Source organism: Flavobacterium frigidum (genome assembly GCF_048286795.2).
The window spans coordinates 144,265-168,418 of record NZ_JBLVPT020000006.1; the positions used below are offsets into that span (position 1 = coordinate 144,265).

A 24,154-nucleotide genomic window follows, 5' to 3' on the forward strand; every position below is an offset into this window, starting at 1 on the left:
ATTCGTAATTATTTTTCCTTAGTTTTTTTAACAACCGCAACAGGTTTTACTTTTTTCTTGTAAATGGGAACAAAATAAGTTACCGTGTAGTTAAAACCTACACCAAAACTTCCATCGTAGGTTCTATTGAATCCAGGAATGTATAAATTGGAGAAATTCTCAGGTTCTTTATTAGTTACCAATCTATTCAGTCGAAGACTAAAGCCCAAAAAGACATTATTAAATACTTTTGCTTTTACTCCAGCTACAACTTCTATCCAACTGGCCGTTAACCCATCGTATTTCTGACCGGATGCAATAACTGGTGCTTCACCAAAATAAGGATTTGCATTGTAGATGCGATAACTGTTTAATTGCTGGTTAAAAGTACTGAAACCATATCGCATTCCTATGGAAATAATATTTTCCATGTCCAGCCAGTTTTCATATGCATTGTAATCAAAACCTGCTTTAATATAAGAACCTTTAGTAGTAAAATTAAGGCGGTCGTCATCGGTAGTTTTATTTTCGTTTCCAAGTTCGGCTGTCAAAAAATATTTTTTAGTCAATCTGTAATCTCCCACAAACTCAATTCCTTTATAATCTTTGTCATATAAAGCACGAGTCAGCTTGTACAAATCTATTCCTACACGTACGCCGTAGCGATTGGTTTTTACGGGAATCGAATCATTCTTTTTAATGTCAGGATTAATTTTCACGAGTGGTAAAGGGGCTTCGGGAATCCTTTCGTTATTCACGGGACTTATTGGAGTACTTTTAGCAGGCGTTGTTTCTTGTGATTGTGCAAGAGTCAGCCACAATAGAAGACAAAAACTAAAAAAAGATCTTAATGTGTGTTTCATTTTCGTTTTCTATAATATTTTTTTCCACCGAGATAAATTTAATCCATTTTTGATCTGCTGCTGGGCCATCTGTATGCGTGTAGGGATTGGTTGCGTCTAATGTAAAAGTCGTTTTGTAACCGCAAGCTCTGGAAACAAATATTTCCTGAGTTGCATAATCAAATTTTAAATTATCTACGTTTACTAAGGCCGCATTTGTATTGCCAGAATTCAAAGTCAAACTATAGCTAGTGCTGGTTCCTACTGTTTTTAACGGAATCGAAATGGTATTGCCACTTGTAGTTGGACTACCATTAAAAACTATTCCATCCGTCATGCCTTCACCTACCACTTTTAGATTCGTTACGTTTTTTAAAACCGAAGGATTCGAAAAATCGTAAAAACCAATCACAATTCGCGGTGTTGTTGGTGTATTTGCATCGCATATATCATCTTTCTCGCAACTGGAGAAGGATAGTGCTACTGCAAATACGACTAAAATTATTTTTTTCATATCCTTCATATTGTTCCCCCTTTGGGGGTTAGGGGGCTTATCTTCTTTCTAAAAGTACAACATTTTCCACGTGATGCGTTTGCGGAAACATATCTACAGGACGCACTCGGGTCACTTTATACTTCTCGTCCATTAAGGCCAAATCACGTGCTTGTGTAGCCGAATTGCAACTTACATAAACCACTTTTGCAGGTGCAATTTTCATTATTTGTTCAATTACATCTTTGTGCATTCCATCTCTTGGTGGATCTGTGATTATCACATCAGGATGACCGTGTTGTGCAATAAATGCATCATTAAACACCACTTTCATATCTCCTACAAAGAATTCACAATTTGTAATTTCATTGCGTACAGCATTTGCTTTAGCATCTTTTATCGCATCGGGAACACTTTCTACACCAATTACTTTTTTCGCTTTTTTCGAAACAAACTGTGCAATAGTACCCGTTCCTGTGTATAAATCATACACAATTTCATTTCCGGTTAATCCTGCAAAATCTCTAGTGATTTTATACAATTCATACGCTTGATCAGAATTAGTTTGGTAAAAAGATTTGGCATTAATGCTAAATTTCAAACCTTCCATTTCCTCCAAAATATAATCTCTTCCTTTGTATAATTTGATATCCGTATCGTATAAAGTATCGTTTGCTTTATTATTGATAACGAATTGCAAGGAAGTTATTTGAGGGAATTTTTCGTAAAGATGGTCCAAAATTAATTCTCTACTGGCTTTGTCGTTTTCAAAAAACTGAATCAAAACCATAATTTCTCCTGTTGATGCCGTACGCAACATCAGCGTTCGCAATAATCCAGAATGTTCTCTCGGGTTAAAAAACGTCAATCCGTTTTCATTTGCAAAATCCCTTACTTCGTTTCTAATCGCATTTGATGGATCTTCTTGCAAATGACATTTGTTAATATCCAGAATTTTATCCCACATTTTCGGAATATGGAAACCAAGTGCGTTTCTGTTTCCTAAATCTTCAGTGCTACTAATTTCCTTTTCGGTCAACCAGCGACTGTTAGAAAACGAAAATTCCATTTTGTTTCTGTAAAAAAACTGTTTCTCTGAACCTAGAATCGATTCAAATTCTGGAAGTTCCACTTTTCCAATGCGTTGTAAATGATTCAGCACCTCATTTTGCTTGTAATACAACTGTTGGCTGTACTTCATATTCTGCCATTTACAACCACCACAAACACCAAAATGCTCGCAAATTGGTTCAATTCTATGTTCAGAAAATTCATGAAAGTGAACTGCTTTTCCTTCGTAGTACGCCTTACGTTTCTTGAACGTTTGCACATCAACCACATCTCCAGGAACGACATTTGGTATAAAAATTACTTTACCATCCGGCGCCTTTGCTACCGATACGCCTTTTGCACCAGCATCAAGGACTTTTATTTGATGAAAGACAACTTTGTCTGTATTTTTCTTAGCCATAGCGCAAAAATAAGCGTTTGAATGGTTTTATAAATTCAAATTGAGAATTTTTTTTAAATTCACCTAGTTTTATTTGTGCCTTTTCCTGCTTTTCGTTGCAAATCCTCGTTTTAGGAGCTCAAAACCGGCGGTAAAAGGAGCTTGCTGCGGTCGCTCTTTTCTCGCACGGTTTTTTACGCTCCCGCTGCTTCGAGATTTTCACTACAATCAGGGGCAGCGTGTGACTAGTGGAATCAATCAAGGCGCTACTTTTTTTGTTGTTTTTCACTATAAATTTTGACTGGCAAAACATGCTATAGATTCAACTATGGTTCGTTTTTTTACAACCCAGATTCACGAACGCCTTTCAATACTTATCAACATTTTATTAATATGCAGCGGTGTAGGTTCTCAAGTAGATTATGTAAATTATGTAATGTTTTAATTTAATTGAATAACAATTCCATTCAGTTGTATTAATAAATTTGTTTTAATATCATTATTAACATAATTTTTGTCATTAATTTAAAAACAATTAACATGAAACAAATACAAAACAGCAGCACAAATTTTAAAAAAACTTTAGCAATAGCTTCACTTTTCTTATTTCAAGGGATCGCACAGGCGCAAGATAAAGAAGTAGATGTAAATTTGAATTTAAACGATGGAGGAAATGATTGGTATGCAGAACCATGGGTTTTAGTTGTAGGCGCTGCCGTTTTCATAATTATTATAGTTGCGCTATTAAGAGGTAAAAGCAGTAACTAAAAAACACATCACATAGTATTGAATTGAATATCAAATCGGTATATATTGACCTAATAGTGGTTTAATTCTTACCGATTTTTTATTTATTCATACCAAACCAAATACTGTTGTATTATTCTTTTGCAGTTTATACTTATTTTATTTATAACTGTAGTACAACTTCGTAATTTTATAAAATAGATCTACTCGCATATGTAAATTTATTTGTAATGCAGTTTAAAACGAAAGGATTATAGTTTATGTGGACACTTCTAGAAACTTTTAAAGTCAATATACCGAATCCGCATGCTATTGATGTCGTTTCGTTTAATGATTTTTTAAATTAACGTTAAATGTCAAGCTCTTGAAAGGGTTTCTTTTTTAAAAAGCTTAAATTTGAGTATATAAAAAATAGATATTATGAAAAGAAACGCAACAGCAGTCTGGAATGGTTCACTCAAAGAAGGAACCGGAAAATTAACCACACAAAGTACCACTCTAAACGATACGCAATATTCCTTTAAATCTCGTTTTGAAGAAGGCGTAGGGACAAATCCCGAAGAACTGATTGCAGCGGCTCATTCAGGTTGTTTTACAATGCAACTTTCGGCATACATTACCGAAGCTGGTTTTGAAATTGAAAGTATCGAAACCAAATGCGATATTGATTTGGTCGACGGAACAATTTTAACGTCACATTTAACGGTTCAGGCAAAAGTCACTGGAATAACTGATGATGCTTTTCAGCAATTGGTCACTAAAGCTGAGAAAAATTGTCCTATTTCTAAAGTATTGAATGCAGCAATTTCAAGTACAGCCACTTTAGGATAATCAAAATTTTACATTGTAAAAAGGCTCGATTTAATGCAAATCGAGCCTTTTTATTTTGTGCTTAGAAATTATGAATTTCTCTCCTATTAATCTAATTATTTTGTCCCAAGATTTCCACGATTGCTTTTTCAGCAAGAGGTGCCATTATTTGATACCCTAATTTGTTGGGATGTACGCCGTCTCCGGAATAGTCTGCACGCAATCCGTTGTGTTTATCTTTCATAGCCGAAAAATAATCGAGATAAAGAATGTCATTGGCGTCAGCATAATTTTTTATCATTTTATTTAAAGCAACTACTTTTTCAGCTGGATTTTGATTGGGATTCCAAGGGAAATCATACGCTGGTAAAACAGAACATAAAATCACTTTAATTTGGTTTGCTTTTGCCAATTCAGCCATCGAAAAGATATTGTTGGCTATCATTTCTAAAGCCGTGGGGCCTGTATTACCAGCAATGTCATTGATTCCTGCCAGAATATGCACAACGGCTGGCTGCAACGCAACAACATCCGCTCTAAAACGAACAAGCATTTGAGGTGTTGTTTGACCGCTGATGCCGCGATTGATATAAAGATTTTTAGTAAAAAAATGAGGATCCGAAATACTCCAAAATTCGGTTATTGAATCACCCATAAAAACTACTCTTTCTTTGCTAGAAGTTGCTTTTTGCAGTGTCGTATTTTCGTTTTGGTATTTTTTTAAATTTGGCCAATCTTGAGCTAATTGTCTTCCCATAGTAATCACATAAAGAATTGTCTTCCTGAGTCAAGACACTTTTTCTAAAATTGAAATAAAGATAAAGTTGTTTGTACAATCCTATTAACACTAATCGAATAAATCCGAAGATAAATACCGATCGCCTCGGTCACAAATAATGGCTACAATTACACCAGAATCTAATTCTTCGGCAATTTTAACCGCAGTTGCAACTGAACCACCGCTACTCATTCCCGCAAAAATTCCTTCCTCTAGCGCCAAACGTTTGGTCATGGCTCTTGCTTCTTCTTCTGAAACTTCAATGATTCGATCAACTTTATCAGCATCAAATATTTTTGGTAAATATTCCTGTGGCCATTTTCTAATTCCCGGTATTTGAGATCCATCGCTGGGTTGAGCGCCCACAATCTGAATGGCTGGATTCTTTTCTTTTAAATAACTTGAAGTGCCGATTATGGTTCCCGTGGTTCCCATAGCTGCAATAAAGTGCGTTACAGTTCCTTCGGTATCGTTCCAGATTTCTGGTCCAGTTGTTTTGTAATGCGCTTTCCAGTTGTCTTCATTTGCAAACTGATTGAGCATCACGTAACCGCCTTCGGCTACTTTTTTGTCGGCATAATCTCGTGATCCAATAATTCCCGTTGCCGCAGGAGTTAAAATCACAGTAGCTCCATATGCACGCATTGTTTGCGTACGTTCTTTAGTAGAATCTTCTGGTAAAACCAATTCAATTTCGATATGGAACAATTGTGCAATCATTGCCAAAGCAATTCCGGTATTGCCACTTGTGGCCTCAATTAGCTTGTCTCCTTTTTTGATATCCCCTCGTTCTATGGCAGCAGCGATCATGTTGTATGCGGCACGATCTTTTACACTACCTCCTGGGTTGTTGCCTTCGAGCTTTAATAAAAGTTTTACATGCTTGTTTTGTACCAAGTTAGTAGCTTCTACTAGTGGTGTATTGCCAATTAGGTCTAATATTTTTTGTGATTTCATGCGGTATAGTAACTTAAGGCGCAAACCTCAGATTTTAGGTTTACAATTGATATTCAAGATTCAAGATTGTTTGATGAAGCGCGTATTTTAAAAACAGCAACAACAATAATAGCAGTGAATATTTTGGAAATAAAATAACATTTTTAGAGCTTTAAAACGAAATGCAAAGGTATTGAAGTATTTCTAAATATTTAGATCTTCTTCTAAAAGCTATTGGGCATTTTTTGACATTTTTGTTAAATAAATGAATTAGAAAAAAGATTTGAGATACAGCTTATATACCATTGAAATTTGAAAGTAAAGTTGTATCTGTTTTATTTTCAATATGTAGGAGCCGATAATTAGTTTGGATGAAACTGTTTTTTTACTTTAGCCGTAAACATATCTCATGAAATCCAAAACTTCCTTCATCAGCGACATTTCAAAAAAAGAATTTCCTTTAGTGGATAGAATTACAGCAAAATCGATACGAAATCCAATTTTGACACTAATTCAAAATGAGTATCCTGATTTTGATGAAAGTAAGTTTTTATCCATCTCAGAATTGAATATGTTTCGTGAAAAGTATATTTCGAATTACCTCGTTGTCGAAATAGGGGAGTTGTCTAATTTTGAAGCCAAAGTAATTGGATCGCTAAACGAGGACAAGTCTCTAGTAAATACAGTTGAAGATGAAATTGGTGTTCGAACTGTAGGTCAAAAAGTAGCAGATCAGGTAGCTGCTTTTGGCGGAAGCTGGAAATTCATAATCCTTTTTGGTGTTTTTATCTTTTTGTGGATTTTGGCTAATATTTATTTACTGCTGAATAAAGGGTTTGATCCGTATCCTTTTATTTTATTGAATTTGATATTATCATGTCTTGCTGCATTGCAGGCTCCGGTGATTATGATGAGTCAAAATCGTCAGGAAGAAAAAGATAGGGAAAGAGCCAAAAAAGATTATATGATAAATTTGAAATCAGAACTTGAAATTAGAATGCTTCATGAAAAACTGGATCATTTAATTATGCGCCAACAAGAAGAATTAATTGAAATTCAAAAAGTACAAATCGAAAAGATGAATGATATTTTATCACGTATCAAATAAATACGTTTGTAAAAAAAGTTAGGAATAGTAGTGTTTAAAATAATACCCCACAATCATTATAACACTATTTAGTAGTGCTGAACCGATAATCAATTTTTTGTAATTTCGGTTGGAATCAATCCAATTCAAAGCCAAAATTCCTAGAAAAAAAAGCGTGGTAAAAATGGCAGGATACATCTTGAAAGCTCCTTCAAAATCTCCTTGTATGAGGAGCAAAAAACTTCTTTGAAAACCACAACCCAAACACTCTATTCCGAAAAGCGTTTTGCTTAAACAGGGCAACATGTATTTATCTAAATTCAATGGTTTTTCTTTTTACAATTTTACAAAAAAAATAAGAAACGGTTGCTATACTAATTGATGCAATTTTAAATTCATTACTTTTGAAAACTGATAAGTAAAAAGATGAGAAAGTTTATAATTCCAATAATGGTTGTGGCGATTACAATTGCTTTATATGAGCAGGTGAGTGCCAAAAAAAATGTGTTCATTATGGTAATTGCTATTGTTGTTTTCATGATGGGAATGATGCAATTGAGTGCCAAAACACCGAGTAAAAATCAAGATAAAGAAGACGAAAATGTTTAATAAAGGAGATAAAGTATCTGTGCTTGACGAAGCAATAAATGGAGTAGTGTTGTCAGTCAATGACAAGCATGTTACCGTAGAAACAGAAGATGGATTTACGATGACATTTCTTGTCAACGAGTTAATTAAAATAAACGATTCCAGTAACTTACTAGATTCTATTAGAAGAATCAATGTAGATGAAATTGCAAAAGAAAAAGAGATTCCAAAACCACGTAATTTTGTCAAAGAAAAGAAATCAAAGCACGAAATTGCAGCCCCAGAGTTTGATTTACACATCGAAAAGTTAGTGCCCAACAAACGCGGAATGTCGAATTATGATATTCTAACATTACAAACGGAAACGGCCAAACGACATATAGAATTTGCCATTCGCAATCGCATTCCAAAGATTGTTTTTATCCACGGTGTGGGGGAAGGAATTCTGAAAGCAGAGTTGGATTTCTTATTAGGCCGTTATGATAATATCGCTTTTCAAGAAGGTAATTATCAAAAATATGGTCAAGGTGCAACAGAAGTTTTTATCAAACAAAGTGCGATGTAAATCAAATTTAACGTCTTTACAACACAAAAAAAGGTCTAATTTTTAAGTGATTTAATGGATTAAATCACTTAAAAATTAGACCTTTTTTTTGCACAAAAATCTGTTGATTTTGGATTAAAAATTTGGCTTTTTTTTTAGGTTAATTTGTGGTCAATAATTCGCCATAAATGTAGTTGTCTCCTAAAATAAAATCGCTATTTCCTTTCTTCATTTTTACTTTTTTAAGTACAACGGTATGCTTAAATCCTGTTCCAAAAGTAGTAGTTGTAACTTCAATTATTCCGCTCGTATTTGCCACACCCGTTACTCCAATCCATTCTTCTGTTATTGCTGGAGTTGCAGGATAAGTAGTCTTGCAAAAGTAATCATCAGTCAATAAACCAGAAAATAATCGGTAGGTAAGTTTGTTTTTAGTTTCGCCTATTAAACCTGTTCTTGGGGTATTTAGTGGTGTTGCTTCATTCACAATTAGGTTGGGTTCAATGTCAAGAATAAGCGCTTCACTACTGTTCTTGTCATACAATTGTTTGGAAGTAGCACATTGCTTTAGCACTTTGGTAAAAGCAAATGGCAATGAATTAGTACTGGTTGCGTAGTCGCCAAAAGCAAATGTCTCATACACTTGGGTGCCATTCCCTTTATCGAACGTGATGTTTTTAAAGGTGATATTATGATTGTAACCAGTAATTTTAGTACTGTTATCAGTTTGATTCGTGGTTTTTACAGCAGTGGTTGTGATTACTATTTTTCCGCTAACAGCTGACCATTGATTGCTAACTACTGGAGTTGCTGGTGGTATTGATTCACAAAGTGTAGCTGCCGTAACTGTCCCGTTATAAAAACGATAGATCACGCGGTTGGTTGTGCTAATGTCTAATTCTTGAATTGTAGTCTCAGCGGGAAAAATAATTCCTGTGGCATCAAGAATAAGGGCTTCACTATCTTTAAGTTTATAAATTATGTTATTGGCGGAGCATTTTTGTGCGGTTGCATTTTCAAAATTTATGTCTTCTTGAATTAAATCTCCATCATCACAACCATTTAGAAACATGGCCAAAATTAATATACTTACAACTCTTTTCATTTTTATACTATTTGTAACAAAAATAGAATTTTTAATTTGTTCCAATTGAATTCTACTTTAAAATTAGATTTTTTAACAGGATTTTGGGTTTTTAATTTTTTTTAAAATGTTAAAAAAAATAGCGTTAGCGTTCTTGTTTTGTAGCGATTGGTCGAATTCAAAGCGCATATAAATCATTATCTTTGCATAAATTTTAATATTAAATGAGAATAAACAAATATTATCTTGCTGCCTTTTCTGCTTTTTTTATCTGGGGTTTTTTTAGTTTAGCGTTAAAACCGCTACATAATTACGCTTCGTTGGATATTTTATTTTACCGTGTTTTTTTTAGTGTTGCACTCATGGTATTCATCAATGGAGTTTTTAGGAGTAGTGTAATGTTGCAAAATTGGAATCATTTCAAGAGTTTGTCTATCAAACAAAAACAAAGTGTTGTCTTTTTAACGCTTGGGGGTGGTGTGCTACTGTCTTCAAACTGGTTTGTTTTTATTTATGTCATGAATCATATAAGTGTGAAAGCAGCTTCGCTGGCTTACATGATTTGTCCAATTTTGACAACTATATTTGCTTTTGTCATTTTGAAAGAAAAATTGAGTAAATGGCAATGGTTTGCGGTATTAATTAGCTTTTTTAGCTGTATTTTATCGTCTATCAATCATTTCGAAGATCTATTTTACAGCTTGATTACGGCAACTACTTATGCACTTTATTTAGTAAGCCAAAGAAAAAATACGGCGTTGGATAAATTTCTAGTTCTAACGATTCAATTGGTTTTTACTGCGGTCATTTTGCTGCCATTTTATCCTAGTCATAGTGGCTTGTTGCCTGTAGAGCCATTATTTTATGGCTGTTTATTAGTAATTGTAGTCTTTTTTACAATCATTCCATTGTTTTTGAATTTGTACGCATTAAAGGGAATAAATTCGTCTGCAGTTGGTATTATGATTTATATTAATCCCATTATTGGATTTCTATTAGCGCTATTTTATTATCATGAAGATGTAACTTCACTTCAGTTGTTTTCCTATGGGCTGATAATCATTTCGATAATTATCTTTAATGAGAAGTTTATTTTCCACAGGAAGTCTAAGGTCGTCTCTTCAGAAATAGAGGTCTTAAAGTAATTTTTTAATTTTAAAAGTATGAAAAAAGTATATCTCGATAACGCTTCAACAACTGCTATTCGTGCCGAAGTGATCCAAGAAATGAGCAAAGTTATGACAGAGGAGTATGGTAATCCATCTTCGACTCATAGTTTAGGTCGTGCCGCTAAAAATATATTGGAACTTTCTAGAAAATCGATAGCAAAGAATCTCAATGCGACTGCTCAGGAGATTATTTTTACTTCATGTGGAACAGAAGCCAACAATTGGATTCTTCGTTCTGCTGTAAAAGATTTACAGGTAAAACGAATTATTACCAGTAAAATAGAACATCATGCGGTTTTATACGCGGCGTTAGTTTTAGAGAAAGACTTTGGGATCCAGATTGATTATGTGAATGTCAAACCCAATGGCGAAATAGACATTACGCATTTAGTAGAGTTACTTTCAAAGGATATAAAAACCCTTGTAAGTCTGATGCACGTTAATAATGAAACTGGCACTATCTTAGATTTAGAGCGAATTGGTCGTATTTGTCAAGAGCATAAGGTTTTGTTTCATTCAGATACCGTTCAATCTATTGGTAAAATGAGTATTGATTTGCAATCGATTTCCGTTGATTTTATTGTGGCGAGCGCCCATAAATTTCATGGACCAAAAGGAGTTGGTTTTGCTTACATTCGAAAAAATTCCGGTTTACAACCGTTGTTTTTTGGTGGGGAACAAGAAAAAGGACTGCGAGCTGGAACCGAAGCCTTACACCAAATTGCGGGTATGGCAAAAGCATTGGAACTTTCCTATGCCAACTTAGAAGTGGAGCAGAATCATATTACAGAGTTAAAAAATTATTTGATCATCCAACTCAAAACTGAATTTCCTGATTTCAAAATCAATGGAACTCCAAACGGATTTTATACTGTATTGAATGTTCTATTACCTTTTGCTCCAGCAAAAACAGCGATGCTACTGTTTCATTTAGACATGAAAGGAATTGCGGTTTCTCGCGGAAGTGCTTGTCAGTCCGGTAGCATAAAACCATCACATGTTCTAGCCGAAATGCTTTCTGACGATGATTTAAAAAAGCCAAGTTTACGCATTTCGTTTAGTCATTTCAACACAAAAGAGGATATTGATGTGCTGATTGAGGCTTTGAAAAGCATTTAAAATAATTGTTTCAAAGTCGTTTTCTAATAGGATACTTATTGTGTATCGTTATTTCAGGACGGGACATAATTGTAAAAAAAAACGCCGTTGCTATCAAGCAACGGCGTTTTTCGATTAAGCAATAAATTATTTAGGCATAACCACTGTATCAATAGCATGTATTACTCCGTTTGAAGCAGCTACATCAGCAAGTACTACCATTGCAGATCCACCATTAGCATCCGTTAGCATTACTTTACCATCCATCAAACTTAAAACAATTTTACCACCTTGTACAGTAGTAACGGTATATTTTCCGTTGTTTTTGTTGATAGCATCAATTACAGTTGCAGCGTCAAATTTACCAGATACTACGTGATACGTTAAAACTGCTTTTAATTTTTCAAGACTCTCTGGTTTCAATAAACCATCTACAGTTCCAGCAGGTAGTTTGTCGAATGCTGCATTATTCGGTGCAAATACTGTGAAAGGCCCTTCGCTGCTTAAAGTTTCTACCAATCCAGCTGCTTTAACTGCTGCCACAAGTGTTGAAAAATCAGCATTTCCAGCTGCGACACCTACGATGTTTGGAGTTTCTTCAACAACTGTTGTGTCTACTGCGACAGCAGTAGTGTCTGCCATTTCTGTTGATTCAGCTTGTTTCTTCTCTCCACAAGAAGTTGCGATTGCTCCTAAAAGTACAAATGCGCTAATTGTTTTTACTAATTTCATAATATTATTTTTGTTTAAATTAAGATTATCAAATATAAACATAAATTTAATTTGTTTAATTTTTTTAACAATAAATTAAACAAATAGTAATATTGTAATTTTTAATAATTTGACTTTACAGGATTATAAATCCTTTAGGTTCACATAAAATTGCTTTTAATTAGGGTAATTTAGTAACATTTAGCGAGATGAATTAAATTACAAGCTAGTTATTGGTGTTTAATAAATTCTTCGTTTAAACAAACAAACCTTCAATGCTTAAATAATGTTCTCCAGTATCGTAACAAAAGGTTAATACCTTAGCATTTTCTGGGATTTCTGGTAGTTTTTTAGCCACGGCAGCCAGTGATGCCCCAGATGAGATTCCAATAAACATTCCTTCCTCTTTAGCTGCTCTTTGTGCATAGGCAAAGGCTTCGTCCTTGCTCACTTGTATGGTTCCATCAAGTAAATCTATATGCAGGTTTACAGGTATAAATCCAGCGCCAATTCCCTGTATTTGGTGTGGAGCGGGATCACCACCACTAATAACTGGTGACGCTTCAGGTTCTACTGCAAATACTTTTAAGTTGGGGTAATGTTGTTTCAAAATTGCAGCACAACCCGTAATATGACCTCCAGTTCCTACGCCAGTAATCATATAATCTAAACCGTCTGGAAATGCTTTTATAATTTCTAATGCGGTTGTTTTTTTATGAATTTCGATATTGACAGGATTTTCAAATTGTAGCGGAGACCACGCATTAGGCATATCGCTTACTAATTCTTTAGCTTTTTCTAAAGCACCTTTCATTCCTTTTTCTCGGGGTGTCAAAACAAATTCTGCACCGTACAAACTCATGAGTCGGCGACGTTCAATAGACATCGATTCTGGCATAACTAGTATTAAGGTATATCCTTTTACTGCCGCTACCATTGCTAGTCCAATTCCTGTATTCCCTGAAGTAGCTTCAATGATGGTTCCACCTTTTTTTAGTAGCCCTTTTTCTTCGGCATCTTCGATCATGGCTAGAGCAATTCTATCCTTGATACTAGCGCCAGGATTAGCACGTTCGAGCTTAATCCACACATTATGGTTGGCCCCAAATAAGCGATTAATTTTTACATGTGGCGTATTGCCAATTGTTTCGAGTATGTTGTTGTATTTCATAGTATTTATATTGAGAAAAAATTGATGTCTTTAATTTCTTGTTGATTCAAAACCGTATTTTTATTGGATTGCATCACAAAGGAGTACGGATTGACACTCTTGGTAATAAACGTATTTCCGCCTACAATACTGTGATTGCCTATAATGGTACTTCCGCCTAAAATCGTTGCATTGGCATAAATAATAACATGATCCTCAACTGTAGGATGGCGTTTTTTCTCCTGCATGCTCTTTTCTACTTGCAAAGCTCCCAAAGTAACACCTTGATAAATACTGACATACTTCCCAATAATTGTGGTTTCACCAATAACAATTCCGGTCCCATGATCTATCATGAACGGAACATCAATGGTTGCACTGGGGTGAATGTCAATTCCAGTTTTGCTATGTGCGTATTCTGTAAGTATTCGCGGTAGCAGGCATGCTGTTCGAGATGCAATAGCATTGGCAATGCGATAGACTTCTATAGCAAAAAAACCAGGATAGGAGTTGATTATTTCCTGAATACAGTCTGCTGCAGGATCAGTATCTAGAATCGCTTGCGCATCTTTTTGCATAGCATTATACAAACTGGGTAACCTTGTGTAAAAAGCGTCGGCATCATCTAAAATTTCATTAGCCGTTTTATCTTTTACAATTTCTGAAAGAATTGCAATAAAGTTGGCTTTATTTTGATCCAATAGTAATTCGATATGGATAGTTTCAAGAGCCTTCTCGGGAAATAATATTTTGAACAAATCATCAATCCAATTGATAATTTTTGAAGAGTCAATCGCTCGTACCCAATTTTCATTTTGGTTTTTATGTAATATATTCGAAAAACGGTTGGATTCAATATTCATTGATGGTAAAATAAATTCAGAATTAAACTAGTAAAATCACTTAAAAACAAAGATAGAGTAGAATTGAATACGTTCAAAACCCTGATTTGTAAATAAATGTTAATATGTTAAATTCCCACAAAATGAGTTCTTTGTGTTTAAAATAAATTTTTATTTAGATATCGTGATGAGAAACTAATCAATATAGGTTGGAGAATAAAATATTACAAGTAGATTTTTTTTATTGACAAAAGGTGAACCAAGTATCTAATTTTCTTCTAAAATGGATTTGATCAAAATTTTATTTTTAGATGGCATTAGTTTATGATATACAGAACCAATAGCATAGGGTTTGATAAAATTATATATTTTTTTTATTTCATTAATTTGGTTCAAAGCCGAACGATTGATGGAAATTGATAACTTTTGCAACGCAGCAGTATTGTCATTTATTTCCATTTCTAATATCGATTGAATACAGTCTTTTTTTAGAATATGTCCCACCATTCCTGGAGCTGTAATAGTTTTTAAAAATCTTAATTTTTCTGCAATTTTAATGTTTTGTAGTCCATTATAGCAGTAATTGGTTTGTTTATTCAAAAAAGTTTTTTTCAAATTATAAAGTAAAGAATCTTTGACTGTTTTTCCAACATTTCCAATTTCAACTTTAATTAGTGAGAACTGAACAGTTGAATTTTTATGAAAATGGAAGACCGTATTGATACTTCGATTGCTATTGATTACAGCAGAATGGTGTTTTCTAATGCTTATATGCTGACCTGAACTGCCAAAACTGTGTTTGAAATGATCGCCATCACAGTAAGCAAATACAATTGATGAAGTGCCTAAAGATTCCATGCTTAGCATTACATCATCAAAAAATGTCATCTCAACCTGAACAGCAGTAATGCCATTTATAAAAGTAATTCCTTGAATTTGCCCTTTTATTAAATTAGTATTTAAGTTTAGTTTAAAATCGTTATCAGTTGAATTTAAAATAGCACTAAATGAATTTTCAAGTCCGTTAAAAACATCGCTAATTGTTTCAGCATTCAAATAAATATTTTTCATAGACTTTTATTTAAATAGTTAGATAAAGAAATTTTTCTGTGTTTGTTTTACTATTTTCATTTAGTCAAATTACTGAATTATAAGGACTTATGTTGTTATGTAATTCTGTAAAAAAGTTACATAATTTTTAGATTAACAGTTTGAAAATCAATACTTAAATTAAGAATTAAAGCTTAATAATATACTAAGTATTGATACTTCGCCATATTGGATTTGAAAAGAATAAATACTGTATTCTTATTTAAATGCCATAAAAAAATCCGATTGGTGTACACCAATCGGATTAATAAATCTGAAATCAAAAATATTTACTGAGCCTAAAAGATAGAATTGGCCAAGTAATCCAAAAGTTGAAATCTATAAATGTATAACTTCGCCATACGCATCCGCAACAGCTTCCATAACTGCTTCGCTCATGGTAGGGTGTGGGTGAATTGATTTTAGGATTTCATGTCCTGTAGTTTCCAGTTTACGCGCTACAACTGCTTCAGCAATCATATCTGTAACTCCTGCTCCAATCATGTGACAACCCAACCATTCACCATATTTTGCATCAAAAATTACTTTTACAAAACCATCAGGTGTTCCTGAGGCTTTTGCTTTTCCAGATGCCGAGAATGGGAATTTACCAATCTTTAATTCGTATCCTTTTTCTTTAGCTTGTTTTTCAGTCAAACCAACTGATGCAATTTCTGGAGTTGCATACGTACAACCGGGTACGTTTCCGTAGTCGATAGGTTCTACATGAAGTCCCGCGATTTTTTCTACACAATTAATTCCTTCTGCAGATGCTACGTGTGCTAGCGCTTGTCCTGGCGTAACATCACCAATAGCGTAATATCCTGGAATGTTTGTTTGGTTGTAGGCATTTACCAAAATTTTATCTTTATCAGTAGCGATTCCTACTTCTTCTAATCCAATGTTTTCAATGTTGGTTTTGATTCCAACAGCCGAAAGTAAGATCTCTGCTTCTAGAACTTCTTCTCCTTTTGCCGTTTTCACAAATGCTTTTACACCTGCTCCTGCAGTATCAATTCTCTCAACAGACGAGTTTGTCATAATTTTGATACCTGCTTTTTTCAAAGAACGCTCCATTTGTTTCGAAATGTCTTCGTCTTCAACGGGAACTATATTTGGCATAAATTCTACAATGGTTACTTCAGTTCCCATAGAATTGTAGAAGTGTGCAAACTCAACTCCAATAGCGCCAGAACCTACAATAATCATTGATTTTGGTTGGGTTGCCAGTGTCATTGCTTTTCTATAACCAATCACTTTTACATCATCTTGAGGTAAATTTGGCAATTCACGAGAACGAGCTCCAGTAGCAATTATAATATGGTCTGCACTATATTCTGTAACGGTATTGTCTTTGGCAGTAACATCAATTTTCTTTCCTGGTTTTAGTTTTCCAAAACCATCAATTACGTCAATTTTATTTTTTTTCATTAGGAACTGAACTCCTTTGCTCATTCCATCAGCAACAGAACGACTGCGTTGTACTACAGCTGAGAAATCTTTGTCAAATGATGAAACAGTCAATCCATAATCAGAAGCGTGTTTTAAATAATCAAAAACTTGAGCTGATTTTAGTAACGCTTTCGTTGGGATACATCCCCAATTTAAGCATACACCTCCTAAGTTTTCTTTCTCTATTACGGCTACTTTAAAGCCTAATTGTGATGCTCTAATCGCTGTAACATATCCGCCTGGACCACTTCCTAAAACTATAATGTCGTATTTCATTTTTTAATTTTATTTGTTTTTTATTTTTAGTAAAATGCAATTAATCCTATTATTGTTATTTTAGAGGTTGTTATTTTTAGTTTTTCTGTAGCAAAATTAAGGATTTATTTTAAAAAAAAATGCCGTTTGTCTAGTTTATTAGAAAGCATAAGTTGTGCTGAAGTATTATTTCATTTTTAAATAAGCTTCGATATAATTGCTAGTTGAAAAATACTCCTCTTTTAATTTTTTTAAATGAAGAAATACATCTTGTTGCTGCGGATAATTAGAATCCAAACAATCTTTAAGCTCGGCGTCTCTAACGCTCATAATGATGTACCAATAGCCATTTCTGGAGGTATAAAGGCCATCAAGGATAGGATTATTGCCCTTGGCGCTTAATGCTGCATCAACTGCAAAGGGTATTAAATTTACTGTTTTTGTGGTTCTCTCTCGTTCAAAAAAGGATAAATAGTAGATTCTATTATTGATAGTAATTGGAATATTCGACTCAACATTTGTATGATTCAAATCATATTTTGCATTCATAAAATTGTAAAACTCAGCAGCATTTTTTGTGTCTTCAAAAATGAATCCATTACAATTTGGAAGATCCTTTTTAAATTTTTTTGCATTTGCTATTTTTTCTCCTTTGATAATCGGCGCAATTTTTACTGGAATGCAAGAGTGAGCCATCAGGATTAATAGACAAAAACAAATTTTTTTCATAAACGGAAAAGTTAATTTGATTGTATTAATAGGTTCGTTTAATTAATTTTTAGTTCGCTACCGAAAACTGAGAGTCATATAAATTCTTATAATACCCGTTTTCACGGTTTATCAATTCTTGATGCGTTCCTTGTTCTACGACAAGGCCCTTATCCATTACCACAATTTTATCAGCATTCACAATAGTTGCCAATCGATGCGCAATTACAATCGATGTCCTGCCTTTAGTAATTGTTTCGGTTGCACGTTGAATTAATTCCTCAGAATAGGTATCAATTGATGAAGTGGCTTCATCTAAAATTAAAATACTTGGATTGCTTACATACGCTCTCAAAAAAGCGATCAACTGGCGTTGCCCAGATGAGAGCATAACTCCGCGTTCTTTTACATCAAAATCATAATTATCAGGTAAGCTCATGATGAAATCGTGCACGCCTATTTTTTTGGCTGCAGCCAAGACTTGTTCTCTACTAATTTCATTATTATTTAAAGTAATATTGTTAAAAATGGTGTCTGCAAAAAGGAAAACATCCTGCAGGACAACTGCAATTTGTTTTCGTAAGGAACTTAATGTATAATTCTCAATATTTTGATTGTCAATAAAAATAGACCCACTGTTAATTTCATAAAAACGGTTTAGTAAGTTTATAATTGTTGATTTACCAGCACCTGTCGAACCTACAATGGCAATTGTTTGACCAGCATTTACCTCTAAATCAATTCCTTTTATTACCTCTTCATCCGGAATATATCCAAAACGGACTTTTTCAAATCGGATATCTCCTTTAAAGATAGGTGCTTCAATAATTCCTGTATCTTGAATTTGATCTTCGGTGTCTAAAATATCAAAAACGCGGTTTGCTGCAATCATGCCCAGTTGCATTTCGTTGAACTTATCTGCAATTTGACGCAAAGGGTTGAACAACATTCCGATGAACATGGTGTACGAAAATAAATCTCCAAAAGTGGTAAAAGTATCTCCGTTTAATATTTTTATTCCACCATAAAGCACTATAAAACCAAGTGTTAAAGACGAAATAATATCAGCAATAGGAAAAAATATGGAGTTATAAAGAATTGTTTTAATCCAAGCAGTTTTGTGTTTATTGTTGATTTGTTTGAACTTTTCGTATTCAATTTTTTCACGATTAAAGAGTTGCACAATCTTCATTCCGGTTACTCGTTCCTGCACAAAGGAGTTCATATTGGCAATTTGCGTACGCACTTCCTCAAAAGCAACTTGCATTTTCTTTTGAAAGATTCGGGTGAAAAAGACCAGGATAGGCATAGCCACAATTACAATCCAGGTTAAGGTCCAGTTCATATAAAACATGAATGCCAGAACCACAACCATTTTCATCAAATCACTAATAATCATGAATAAACCTTGACTGAAAATTCGAGCAATAGATTCGATATCCGAAACCGATCGTGTTACAAGTTGACCCACCGGAACGTGATCAAAATATTTCATTCGGAAACTTAAAATGTGCTGAAACAGTTTCGTTCGTATGTCCTTTACAATATCCTGACCGAGCCAGTTTGCCCAAAACACAAAGTAAAATTGAGAAAATACCTCGAATAAAAGTACGATTCCCATCAAAACCACGTACAATAACAATCCTTGTTTATCTTCGGTGGCAATGTATCCATCTACAGTTTGTTTCAATAAATAAGGACGTAAAGCAGCAAATATTGACAATGAAATGGCGAAAATAATCACACCATTAAAACGCCATTTATAGGGTTTTGTGAATTTTAAAATTCGTTTGAATAATCGTGTATCAAATGCTTTTGCTTTCATATTTTTTCTTTAAGCCTTATGCTTTAGGCATAATGCGTTAAGCTTACAGCCTGCGGCTATAAATAATCGTATTCTATTTTGGTTAAATATAAACCATGTGCCGGTACCGAAAAACCTGCTTTATCTCTGTTTTTACTTTCTATAATTGCTGAAAAATCTTCTAATGTAATCTTGTGTAATCCTATGTTGACTAAAGTTCCGACAATGGCACGTACCATATTGCGCAAAAAACGATTGGCCGAAATGGTAAAAATCAAATTACCGTTATCTCGCTTCCAATAGGCCTCAAAGATAGTACAGTCAAAAGTATTGACATCGGTGTTTACTTTAGAGAAACACTGAAAATCAGTGTGTTTAAATAATAGTTGGGCCGCTTCATTCATTAAATTCATATCTAATGGTTGATGGAAATACCAACTGTGTTCCTGTCTGAAAGTATCCTTAAAAGTATTGATATGATATTCGTAGGTTCTTTTGGTTGCATCAAAACGGGAGTGTGCTTGGTCATGAACTGGAATAATGTCATAAACCACAATGTCTTTTGGCAAGTAGGAGTTTAGTTTATGTACTAAACGTGCCAAGTCGATAGACTTTTTAAAATCAAAATGGGCATACATTTCCTTTGCATGAACTCCGGTATCGGTTCTACCGGCTCCCATAAGGTTGATAGTTGTATTTAATAGCACCGAAAACGCTTTGTTCATTGTTTCCTGAATAGACGCAGCGTTTGGCTGGTATTGCCAACCGTGATATTGGGTCCCGTTGTATGCTAATTTTATGAAATATCTCAACTGTCTTTTTTTGAAGTCACAAAGATACTTATTAATTTTTTTGCCACGAAGTCGCGCAGGTGCAAACTTTGTTAAGTTTCGATTTCATTTTTTATTTGGAATTCGAATGTTTATTTTTACCGCAAAACCCTAGCCCAGATAGCAGTGGAAATCCTGTATTGTTTTTATTTTAAAAACAATACAGATTGAAACGGATAGCTGGAAATTGCTCCTAAAAAAAACACTTTGAAAAAAATACTTCTGCTTTCTGATACGCACAGTCATATTGACGAAACGATTTTGAAATATGTAGCTCAAGCTGATGAGGTTTGGCATGCAGGTGATATTGGCAATTTGGCCGTGACCGATGCGATAAAAAAGCTAAAACCGTTGCGTTGTGTGTATGGGAATATTGACGATGCTACGGCCCGAATGGAATTTCCGTTGCACAATCGTTTTATGTGTGAAGGAGTCGATGTTTGGATTACTCATATTGGCGGTTATCCGGGGAAATACAATCCAAATATTAGGACAGAGATGGAGACAAATCCTCCCAAGTTATTTATTTGCGGGCATTCGCACATCTTGAAAGTGATGTTTGATAAAAAGCATAATTTGTTGCATATGAATCCTGGAGCGGCAGGTAAAAGTGGTTTTCACCAAGTGCGTACGATGCTCCGATTTGTAATTGATGGCGACAAAATAAAGGATATGGAAATTATTGAGATGGAAAAGCGGACGTAGTTCTTTTTTGCTGATAATTGATTGGCACATTAAGAACAACAGTTGTTCCTAAATTGATTTGGGAATTGATTTTAATAGTTCCTTTTAACGCTTTGATGCGAGCTTTAATTTGGTTAATTCCAAAACCTTCTAAAATATAAAACGTAGCAGTGTCGAATCCTTTTCCGTTATCCTCAATAGTGATTTGGAGTATTTTATTGTTTTCTTGAATCGTTAAACATCCTTGAGTTGCACCACTATGTTTTAGGATGTTATTGATAAGTTCCATAGTAATAAAATACATTTTCATCTCAAAATTTTCATTGTAGCGCGTTGTTGCAGGCACTACCATCGTACATTTAAATTGAAGTACAGAATTAGAATTTTTTTCGCATAAATCTTGTAAAGCATAAAATAAACCAAAACGAGATAAAAGCGTTGGCATTAATTCATGTGATAAATCTCTAATTTGATCGTGTGCTTCTTTTAAAATAGATTTAGTTTTTGTAATTTCCTCAGCATCAGTCTTATGAGTAGAGGTAAACGCATTTAGATGTAGTCCTGCAGAGGACAGCAATGCACTTATGTTGTCATGTAAAAATGATGCAATTTTTTTTCGCTCTAATTCTTGCCCGTTGATGGAGGCATTAATCGTATGTTGCTGTAATTGATTCTGTATATTTTTAATCTTGTTTTTTTGTTTAAGCTTTAAGTTCTCTGAGAATATATAAAAAAGGAAAAAGAAAAAGAATAAAATAACAATTAACAATATTAAAATTTTTTTATTTTTTGATTGCTCCCGTAGTAGCAAAGATTCTTTAGTTTTGTACTCGTTTCCTATTTTATCTATTTCTCTTTTATATTCATCTATTTCAAGATTTATTCCTGCTACTTTTGCCTTATTTAACTTTTCCTCGATGTTTAACGCAGTGGTTAACTCGTTGAAAAGTGCAAGATTTTGATACGCATCTTTATAGACTTTATTTTTTTGTAAAAATTTTGAATATTCGTAGTACGAATATGATAAGTCTGATTTTTCATCTCCTTCTTTTCCTAGTTTGATTGCATTTTGGAAAAAAAAAGATGCTTTTTGTATGTTATTTTTGTGATTGTGGTACATGCCATTTAGCATGTTTAGTGCTACAATGGTAGATTTATCTCCGTATTTTTCATGATATTTATTAACGTACTGTAAATACGGATATCCTTCATCGTAGCGACCAATATCAAAGTAAGCCCAAGTTATATTTAGTTTTGTAAAAACTATTTGGATGGAATCATGAATTTTTGTGCTGTACTCTAGTGATTTTTTGTAGTGGTAAATGCCCTTTTCGTATTGTTTTTTATCAAAACAATAGATGTTTCCCAGATTATTATTAATCCAATTTTTTAAAACATTGTTATTGGTTTTGTTGCAGTACGTTAATGCTTTTAAATAATAAAAATACGCTTTATCACATTCAGCTAGTTGGTCAAAATTTGCTGCAATAGTATTGTAAGTTCCTGCTATTAAATTATCGTCTTTTAATTCGATAGCTTGCTGTAGGGCAAGTCTTGATTTAATTAGTGATTTTTCATAATCACCTACTTTCATAAGCTCATTGGCCTCTTTGGCAAGTAGAACTGCTGCAGCTTTTTTAGGCAGTTTTTCTGATTTTAGAACGACAGTTCCAAATAAATTAAGCACTAAAATTAAAACTATAAAAATAGATTTGTATGGCATAAATACTGTAATTTTTTGCTAGTTATGTCTTGATAAGGTTAGCATTTTAAAGCATTTCATAATAGTATGTTTATGATTTTATTAATTTGTTTTTTAGTGCGTATTTAACCAAACTAATTGAGTTTTTTGCATCAAGCTTTTTCATTATATTTTTACGGTGCGTTTCTACGGTATTCATGCTTATAAACAGTTGGTCACTTATTTCTTTACCGCTGTATTCAAGTGCTATTAGTTTAATGATTTCCAGCTCTCGATCCGTTAAAATTGGATGCGCTGTTGTAATATTTTTAATTAATTTTGAGTTGTCTTTTGTAACGGAATTAAATATTTTTTCTCGAACCGCTTTACAAAAATATTCTTCACCTCGGGAAACAGCATGTATGGCTTCAACGATGTTTTCACCAGCGCATTTTTTTGTCAAATAGCCACTGCAACCTAATTTCATGACTTCCTTTATGATTCTTAAATCATCATGACTGGATAAAATCAGGACTTTACAAGGAAATCCCTTTGCTACAAATTCCTTGATCACTTCAATACCATCTTTTTCTGGCATGTTTATATCCAAAATTAATATATCCGATTTGTTTTGTGTGACTTCTTTAAAAATAGTGCTTCCGTTGAGAGAGTGGCCTACTACTTCAAAATCGGTGACGGTGTTTAGAAGTGTACGAATGCCATCAATAAGTATTTGATGATCATCGGCAAGGTGAATTCTAGTTTTTTGTAGCATATCATTGTTCGTCATTCAAAGTTATGAAAAAAATTGAATAATAACATTTTATAAGATTTTTATTCTGTTTAAAAAAAATAAAAAATAAACACAAAAAAACCCGAATTTTTACATTCGGGTTTCCTTCGCACTAATAAACTAAAGTTTATAGGTTTACCTCAATCTGTCCACAGATTTTACAAGATCTTCATCCTTTTTGATCGCTTTGTTAGCCAAGACTAAAAATACGATAGCAAGTACAGGTAGAAACATCCCAATACCTTTCTCCGAAACAGCAGGTGTCTCTCCAGATAGATTTAGTGAACGATATACAAACAATCCTAATAAAATCAAATTTAATATGATATTCAATCTGCCAACGACAAACTGATTTTGTCTTTTTTTATAGGAAACAACACTTAACAAGGTCAATGCAGTACTTAAACCTAATATTATGGTATACACTTGGCTTTGCATGAAATAGAATTCTGTACCATCTTTTAAAATCCAAAGCGGAATAAAAAAAAGTAAAATGCTAGTTGAAACAAAAGCAAGTAATAAATATAGGGTCTGAATTCGTTGTATCATT

General features: G+C 33.8%; 26 protein-coding genes. 8 read left to right on the forward strand and 18 right to left on the reverse strand.

Features of this window, described 5'->3' with window-relative positions; genetic code table 11:
- Positions 1-8 precede the first annotated feature (8 nt).
- The 3 genes from ACNQGB_RS08860 to rlmD are packed head-to-tail and all read right to left on the reverse strand — an operon-like array spanning position 9 to position 2,785.
- Positions 9-842: a DUF6048 family protein gene (locus tag ACNQGB_RS08860; protein ID WP_417943415.1), complete on the reverse strand. Its 834-nt coding sequence runs from the start codon at positions 840-842 to the stop codon at positions 9-11.
- Complete coding sequence (locus tag ACNQGB_RS08865; protein WP_417943414.1) at positions 814-1,335, reverse strand: DUF6452 family protein; 522 nt, start codon at positions 1,333-1,335, stop codon at positions 814-816. Before ACNQGB_RS08865 ends, ACNQGB_RS08860 begins: the two co-directional genes overlap by 29 nt.
- A 37-nt stretch (positions 1,336-1,372) precedes the next feature.
- Positions 1,373-2,785, reverse strand: a complete 1,413-nt coding sequence (gene rlmD, locus ACNQGB_RS08870; RefSeq protein ID WP_417943413.1) for a 23S rRNA (uracil(1939)-C(5))-methyltransferase RlmD — start codon at positions 2,783-2,785, stop codon at positions 1,373-1,375.
- A 519-nt stretch (positions 2,786-3,304) separates the two neighbouring features.
- Between rlmD and ACNQGB_RS08875 the strand changes: the two genes are divergently transcribed.
- A complete protein-coding gene (locus tag ACNQGB_RS08875; protein ID WP_417943412.1) occupies positions 3,305-3,532 on the forward strand; it encodes a hypothetical protein in 228 nt (75 codons plus the stop codon).
- 399 nt (positions 3,533-3,931) lie between these two features.
- Positions 3,932-4,342: an OsmC family protein gene (locus tag ACNQGB_RS08880; RefSeq protein WP_417943411.1), complete on the forward strand. Its 411-nt coding sequence runs from the start codon at positions 3,932-3,934 to the stop codon at positions 4,340-4,342.
- Positions 4,343-4,433: 91 nt separating this feature from the next.
- Here ACNQGB_RS08880 and ACNQGB_RS08885 read toward each other — a convergent pair whose 3' ends face one another.
- Complete coding sequence (locus ACNQGB_RS08885) at positions 4,434-5,078, reverse strand: SGNH/GDSL hydrolase family protein (RefSeq protein WP_417943410.1); 645 nt, start codon at positions 5,076-5,078, stop codon at positions 4,434-4,436.
- Between the two features lie 90 nt (positions 5,079-5,168).
- Positions 5,169-6,056 (reverse strand): cysteine synthase CysM, encoded by an 888-nt coding sequence (gene cysM / locus ACNQGB_RS08890; protein WP_309757222.1) that lies wholly within the window; start codon positions 6,054-6,056, stop codon positions 5,169-5,171.
- 388 nt (positions 6,057-6,444) lie between these two features.
- On the opposite strand from cysM, the gene ACNQGB_RS08895 reads away from it, so the two are divergent.
- Complete coding sequence (locus ACNQGB_RS08895) at positions 6,445-7,143, forward strand: DUF1003 domain-containing protein (protein ID WP_309757223.1); 699 nt, start codon at positions 6,445-6,447, stop codon at positions 7,141-7,143.
- 18 nt (positions 7,144-7,161) lie between these two features.
- Here ACNQGB_RS08895 and ACNQGB_RS08900 read toward each other — a convergent pair whose 3' ends face one another.
- On the reverse strand, positions 7,162-7,446 hold the full coding sequence (locus ACNQGB_RS08900; protein ID WP_417943409.1) for a DUF2752 domain-containing protein: 285 nt from the start codon (positions 7,444-7,446) through the stop codon (positions 7,162-7,164).
- Between the two features lie 102 nt (positions 7,447-7,548).
- Between ACNQGB_RS08900 and ACNQGB_RS08905 the strand changes: the two genes are divergently transcribed.
- Complete coding sequence (locus ACNQGB_RS08905) at positions 7,549-7,731, forward strand: hypothetical protein (RefSeq protein ID WP_417943408.1); 183 nt, start codon at positions 7,549-7,551, stop codon at positions 7,729-7,731.
- Complete coding sequence (locus ACNQGB_RS08910) at positions 7,724-8,275, forward strand: Smr/MutS family protein (RefSeq protein ID WP_309757229.1); 552 nt, start codon at positions 7,724-7,726, stop codon at positions 8,273-8,275. Before ACNQGB_RS08905 ends, ACNQGB_RS08910 begins: the two co-directional genes overlap by 8 nt.
- A gap of 139 nt (positions 8,276-8,414) precedes the next feature.
- Here the strand turns inward: ACNQGB_RS08910 and ACNQGB_RS08915 are convergent, their stop codons facing one another.
- Positions 8,415-9,359 carry a hypothetical protein gene (locus ACNQGB_RS08915; protein WP_417943407.1) on the reverse strand — a complete coding sequence of 315 codons (945 nt, stop codon included), beginning with the start codon at positions 9,357-9,359 and terminating at the stop codon, positions 8,415-8,417.
- Positions 9,360-9,562: 203 nt separating this feature from the next.
- Between ACNQGB_RS08915 and ACNQGB_RS08920 the strand changes: the two genes are divergently transcribed.
- Both ACNQGB_RS08920 and ACNQGB_RS08925 read left to right on the forward strand, forming a co-directional pair.
- On the forward strand, positions 9,563-10,483 hold the full coding sequence (locus ACNQGB_RS08920) for an EamA family transporter (protein ID WP_417943406.1): 921 nt from the start codon (positions 9,563-9,565) through the stop codon (positions 10,481-10,483).
- An 18-nt stretch (positions 10,484-10,501) separates the two neighbouring features.
- Entirely contained in the window at positions 10,502-11,626 is a 1,125-nt protein-coding gene (locus ACNQGB_RS08925; protein ID WP_417943405.1) for a cysteine desulfurase family protein, read from the forward strand.
- Positions 11,627-11,752: 126 nt separating this feature from the next.
- Here ACNQGB_RS08925 and ACNQGB_RS08930 read toward each other — a convergent pair whose 3' ends face one another.
- From ACNQGB_RS08930 to truA, 8 genes are all read right to left on the reverse strand, one after another.
- Positions 11,753-12,337, reverse strand: coding sequence for a fasciclin domain-containing protein (locus tag ACNQGB_RS08930; RefSeq protein ID WP_417943404.1), 585 nt, complete (start codon positions 12,335-12,337; stop codon positions 11,753-11,755).
- 235 nt (positions 12,338-12,572) lie between these two features.
- Complete coding sequence (cysK, locus tag ACNQGB_RS08935; RefSeq protein ID WP_417943403.1) at positions 12,573-13,487, reverse strand: cysteine synthase A; 915 nt, start codon at positions 13,485-13,487, stop codon at positions 12,573-12,575.
- A gap of 5 nt (positions 13,488-13,492) precedes the next feature.
- Complete coding sequence (locus ACNQGB_RS08940) at positions 13,493-14,329, reverse strand: serine O-acetyltransferase (RefSeq protein ID WP_417943402.1); 837 nt, start codon at positions 14,327-14,329, stop codon at positions 13,493-13,495.
- A 246-nt stretch (positions 14,330-14,575) separates the two neighbouring features.
- Positions 14,576-15,379, reverse strand: a complete 804-nt coding sequence (locus tag ACNQGB_RS08945) for a hypothetical protein (RefSeq protein WP_417943401.1) — start codon at positions 15,377-15,379, stop codon at positions 14,576-14,578.
- Positions 15,380-15,736: 357 nt separating this feature from the next.
- A complete protein-coding gene (gene lpdA, locus ACNQGB_RS08950) occupies positions 15,737-17,125 on the reverse strand; it encodes a dihydrolipoyl dehydrogenase (RefSeq protein WP_417943400.1) in 1,389 nt (462 codons plus the stop codon).
- 165 nt (positions 17,126-17,290) lie between these two features.
- The gene (locus tag ACNQGB_RS08955; protein ID WP_417943399.1) at positions 17,291-17,833 is read right to left on the reverse strand and encodes a hypothetical protein; all 543 of its coding nucleotides are present in this window, start codon (positions 17,831-17,833) and stop codon (positions 17,291-17,293) included.
- 49 nt (positions 17,834-17,882) lie between these two features.
- Entirely contained in the window at positions 17,883-19,637 is a 1,755-nt protein-coding gene (locus tag ACNQGB_RS08960) for an ABC transporter ATP-binding protein (RefSeq protein ID WP_417943398.1), read from the reverse strand.
- A 56-nt stretch (positions 19,638-19,693) separates the two neighbouring features.
- Complete coding sequence (gene truA / locus ACNQGB_RS08965; RefSeq protein ID WP_417943397.1) at positions 19,694-20,428, reverse strand: tRNA pseudouridine(38-40) synthase TruA; 735 nt, start codon at positions 20,426-20,428, stop codon at positions 19,694-19,696.
- A 225-nt stretch (positions 20,429-20,653) separates the two neighbouring features.
- Between truA and ACNQGB_RS08970 the strand changes: the two genes are divergently transcribed.
- The gene (locus ACNQGB_RS08970) at positions 20,654-21,151 is read left to right on the forward strand and encodes a metallophosphoesterase family protein (RefSeq protein WP_417943396.1); all 498 of its coding nucleotides are present in this window, start codon (positions 20,654-20,656) and stop codon (positions 21,149-21,151) included.
- On the opposite strand, the gene ACNQGB_RS08975 is transcribed toward ACNQGB_RS08970, so the two are convergent.
- The 3 genes from ACNQGB_RS08975 to ACNQGB_RS08985 all read right to left on the reverse strand — a co-directional run bounded on the left by ACNQGB_RS08975 (position 21,126) and on the right by ACNQGB_RS08985 (position 24,153).
- Positions 21,126-22,853: a tetratricopeptide repeat-containing sensor histidine kinase gene (locus ACNQGB_RS08975; RefSeq protein ID WP_417943395.1), complete on the reverse strand. Its 1,728-nt coding sequence runs from the start codon at positions 22,851-22,853 to the stop codon at positions 21,126-21,128. The genes ACNQGB_RS08970 and ACNQGB_RS08975 overlap by 26 nt on opposite strands.
- A gap of 70 nt (positions 22,854-22,923) precedes the next feature.
- A complete protein-coding gene (locus ACNQGB_RS08980) occupies positions 22,924-23,586 on the reverse strand; it encodes a response regulator (RefSeq protein WP_309755760.1) in 663 nt (220 codons plus the stop codon).
- Between the two features lie 153 nt (positions 23,587-23,739).
- Entirely contained in the window at positions 23,740-24,153 is a 414-nt protein-coding gene (locus ACNQGB_RS08985) for a DUF4293 domain-containing protein (protein ID WP_417943394.1), read from the reverse strand.
- Position 24,154 lies beyond the last annotated feature (1 nt).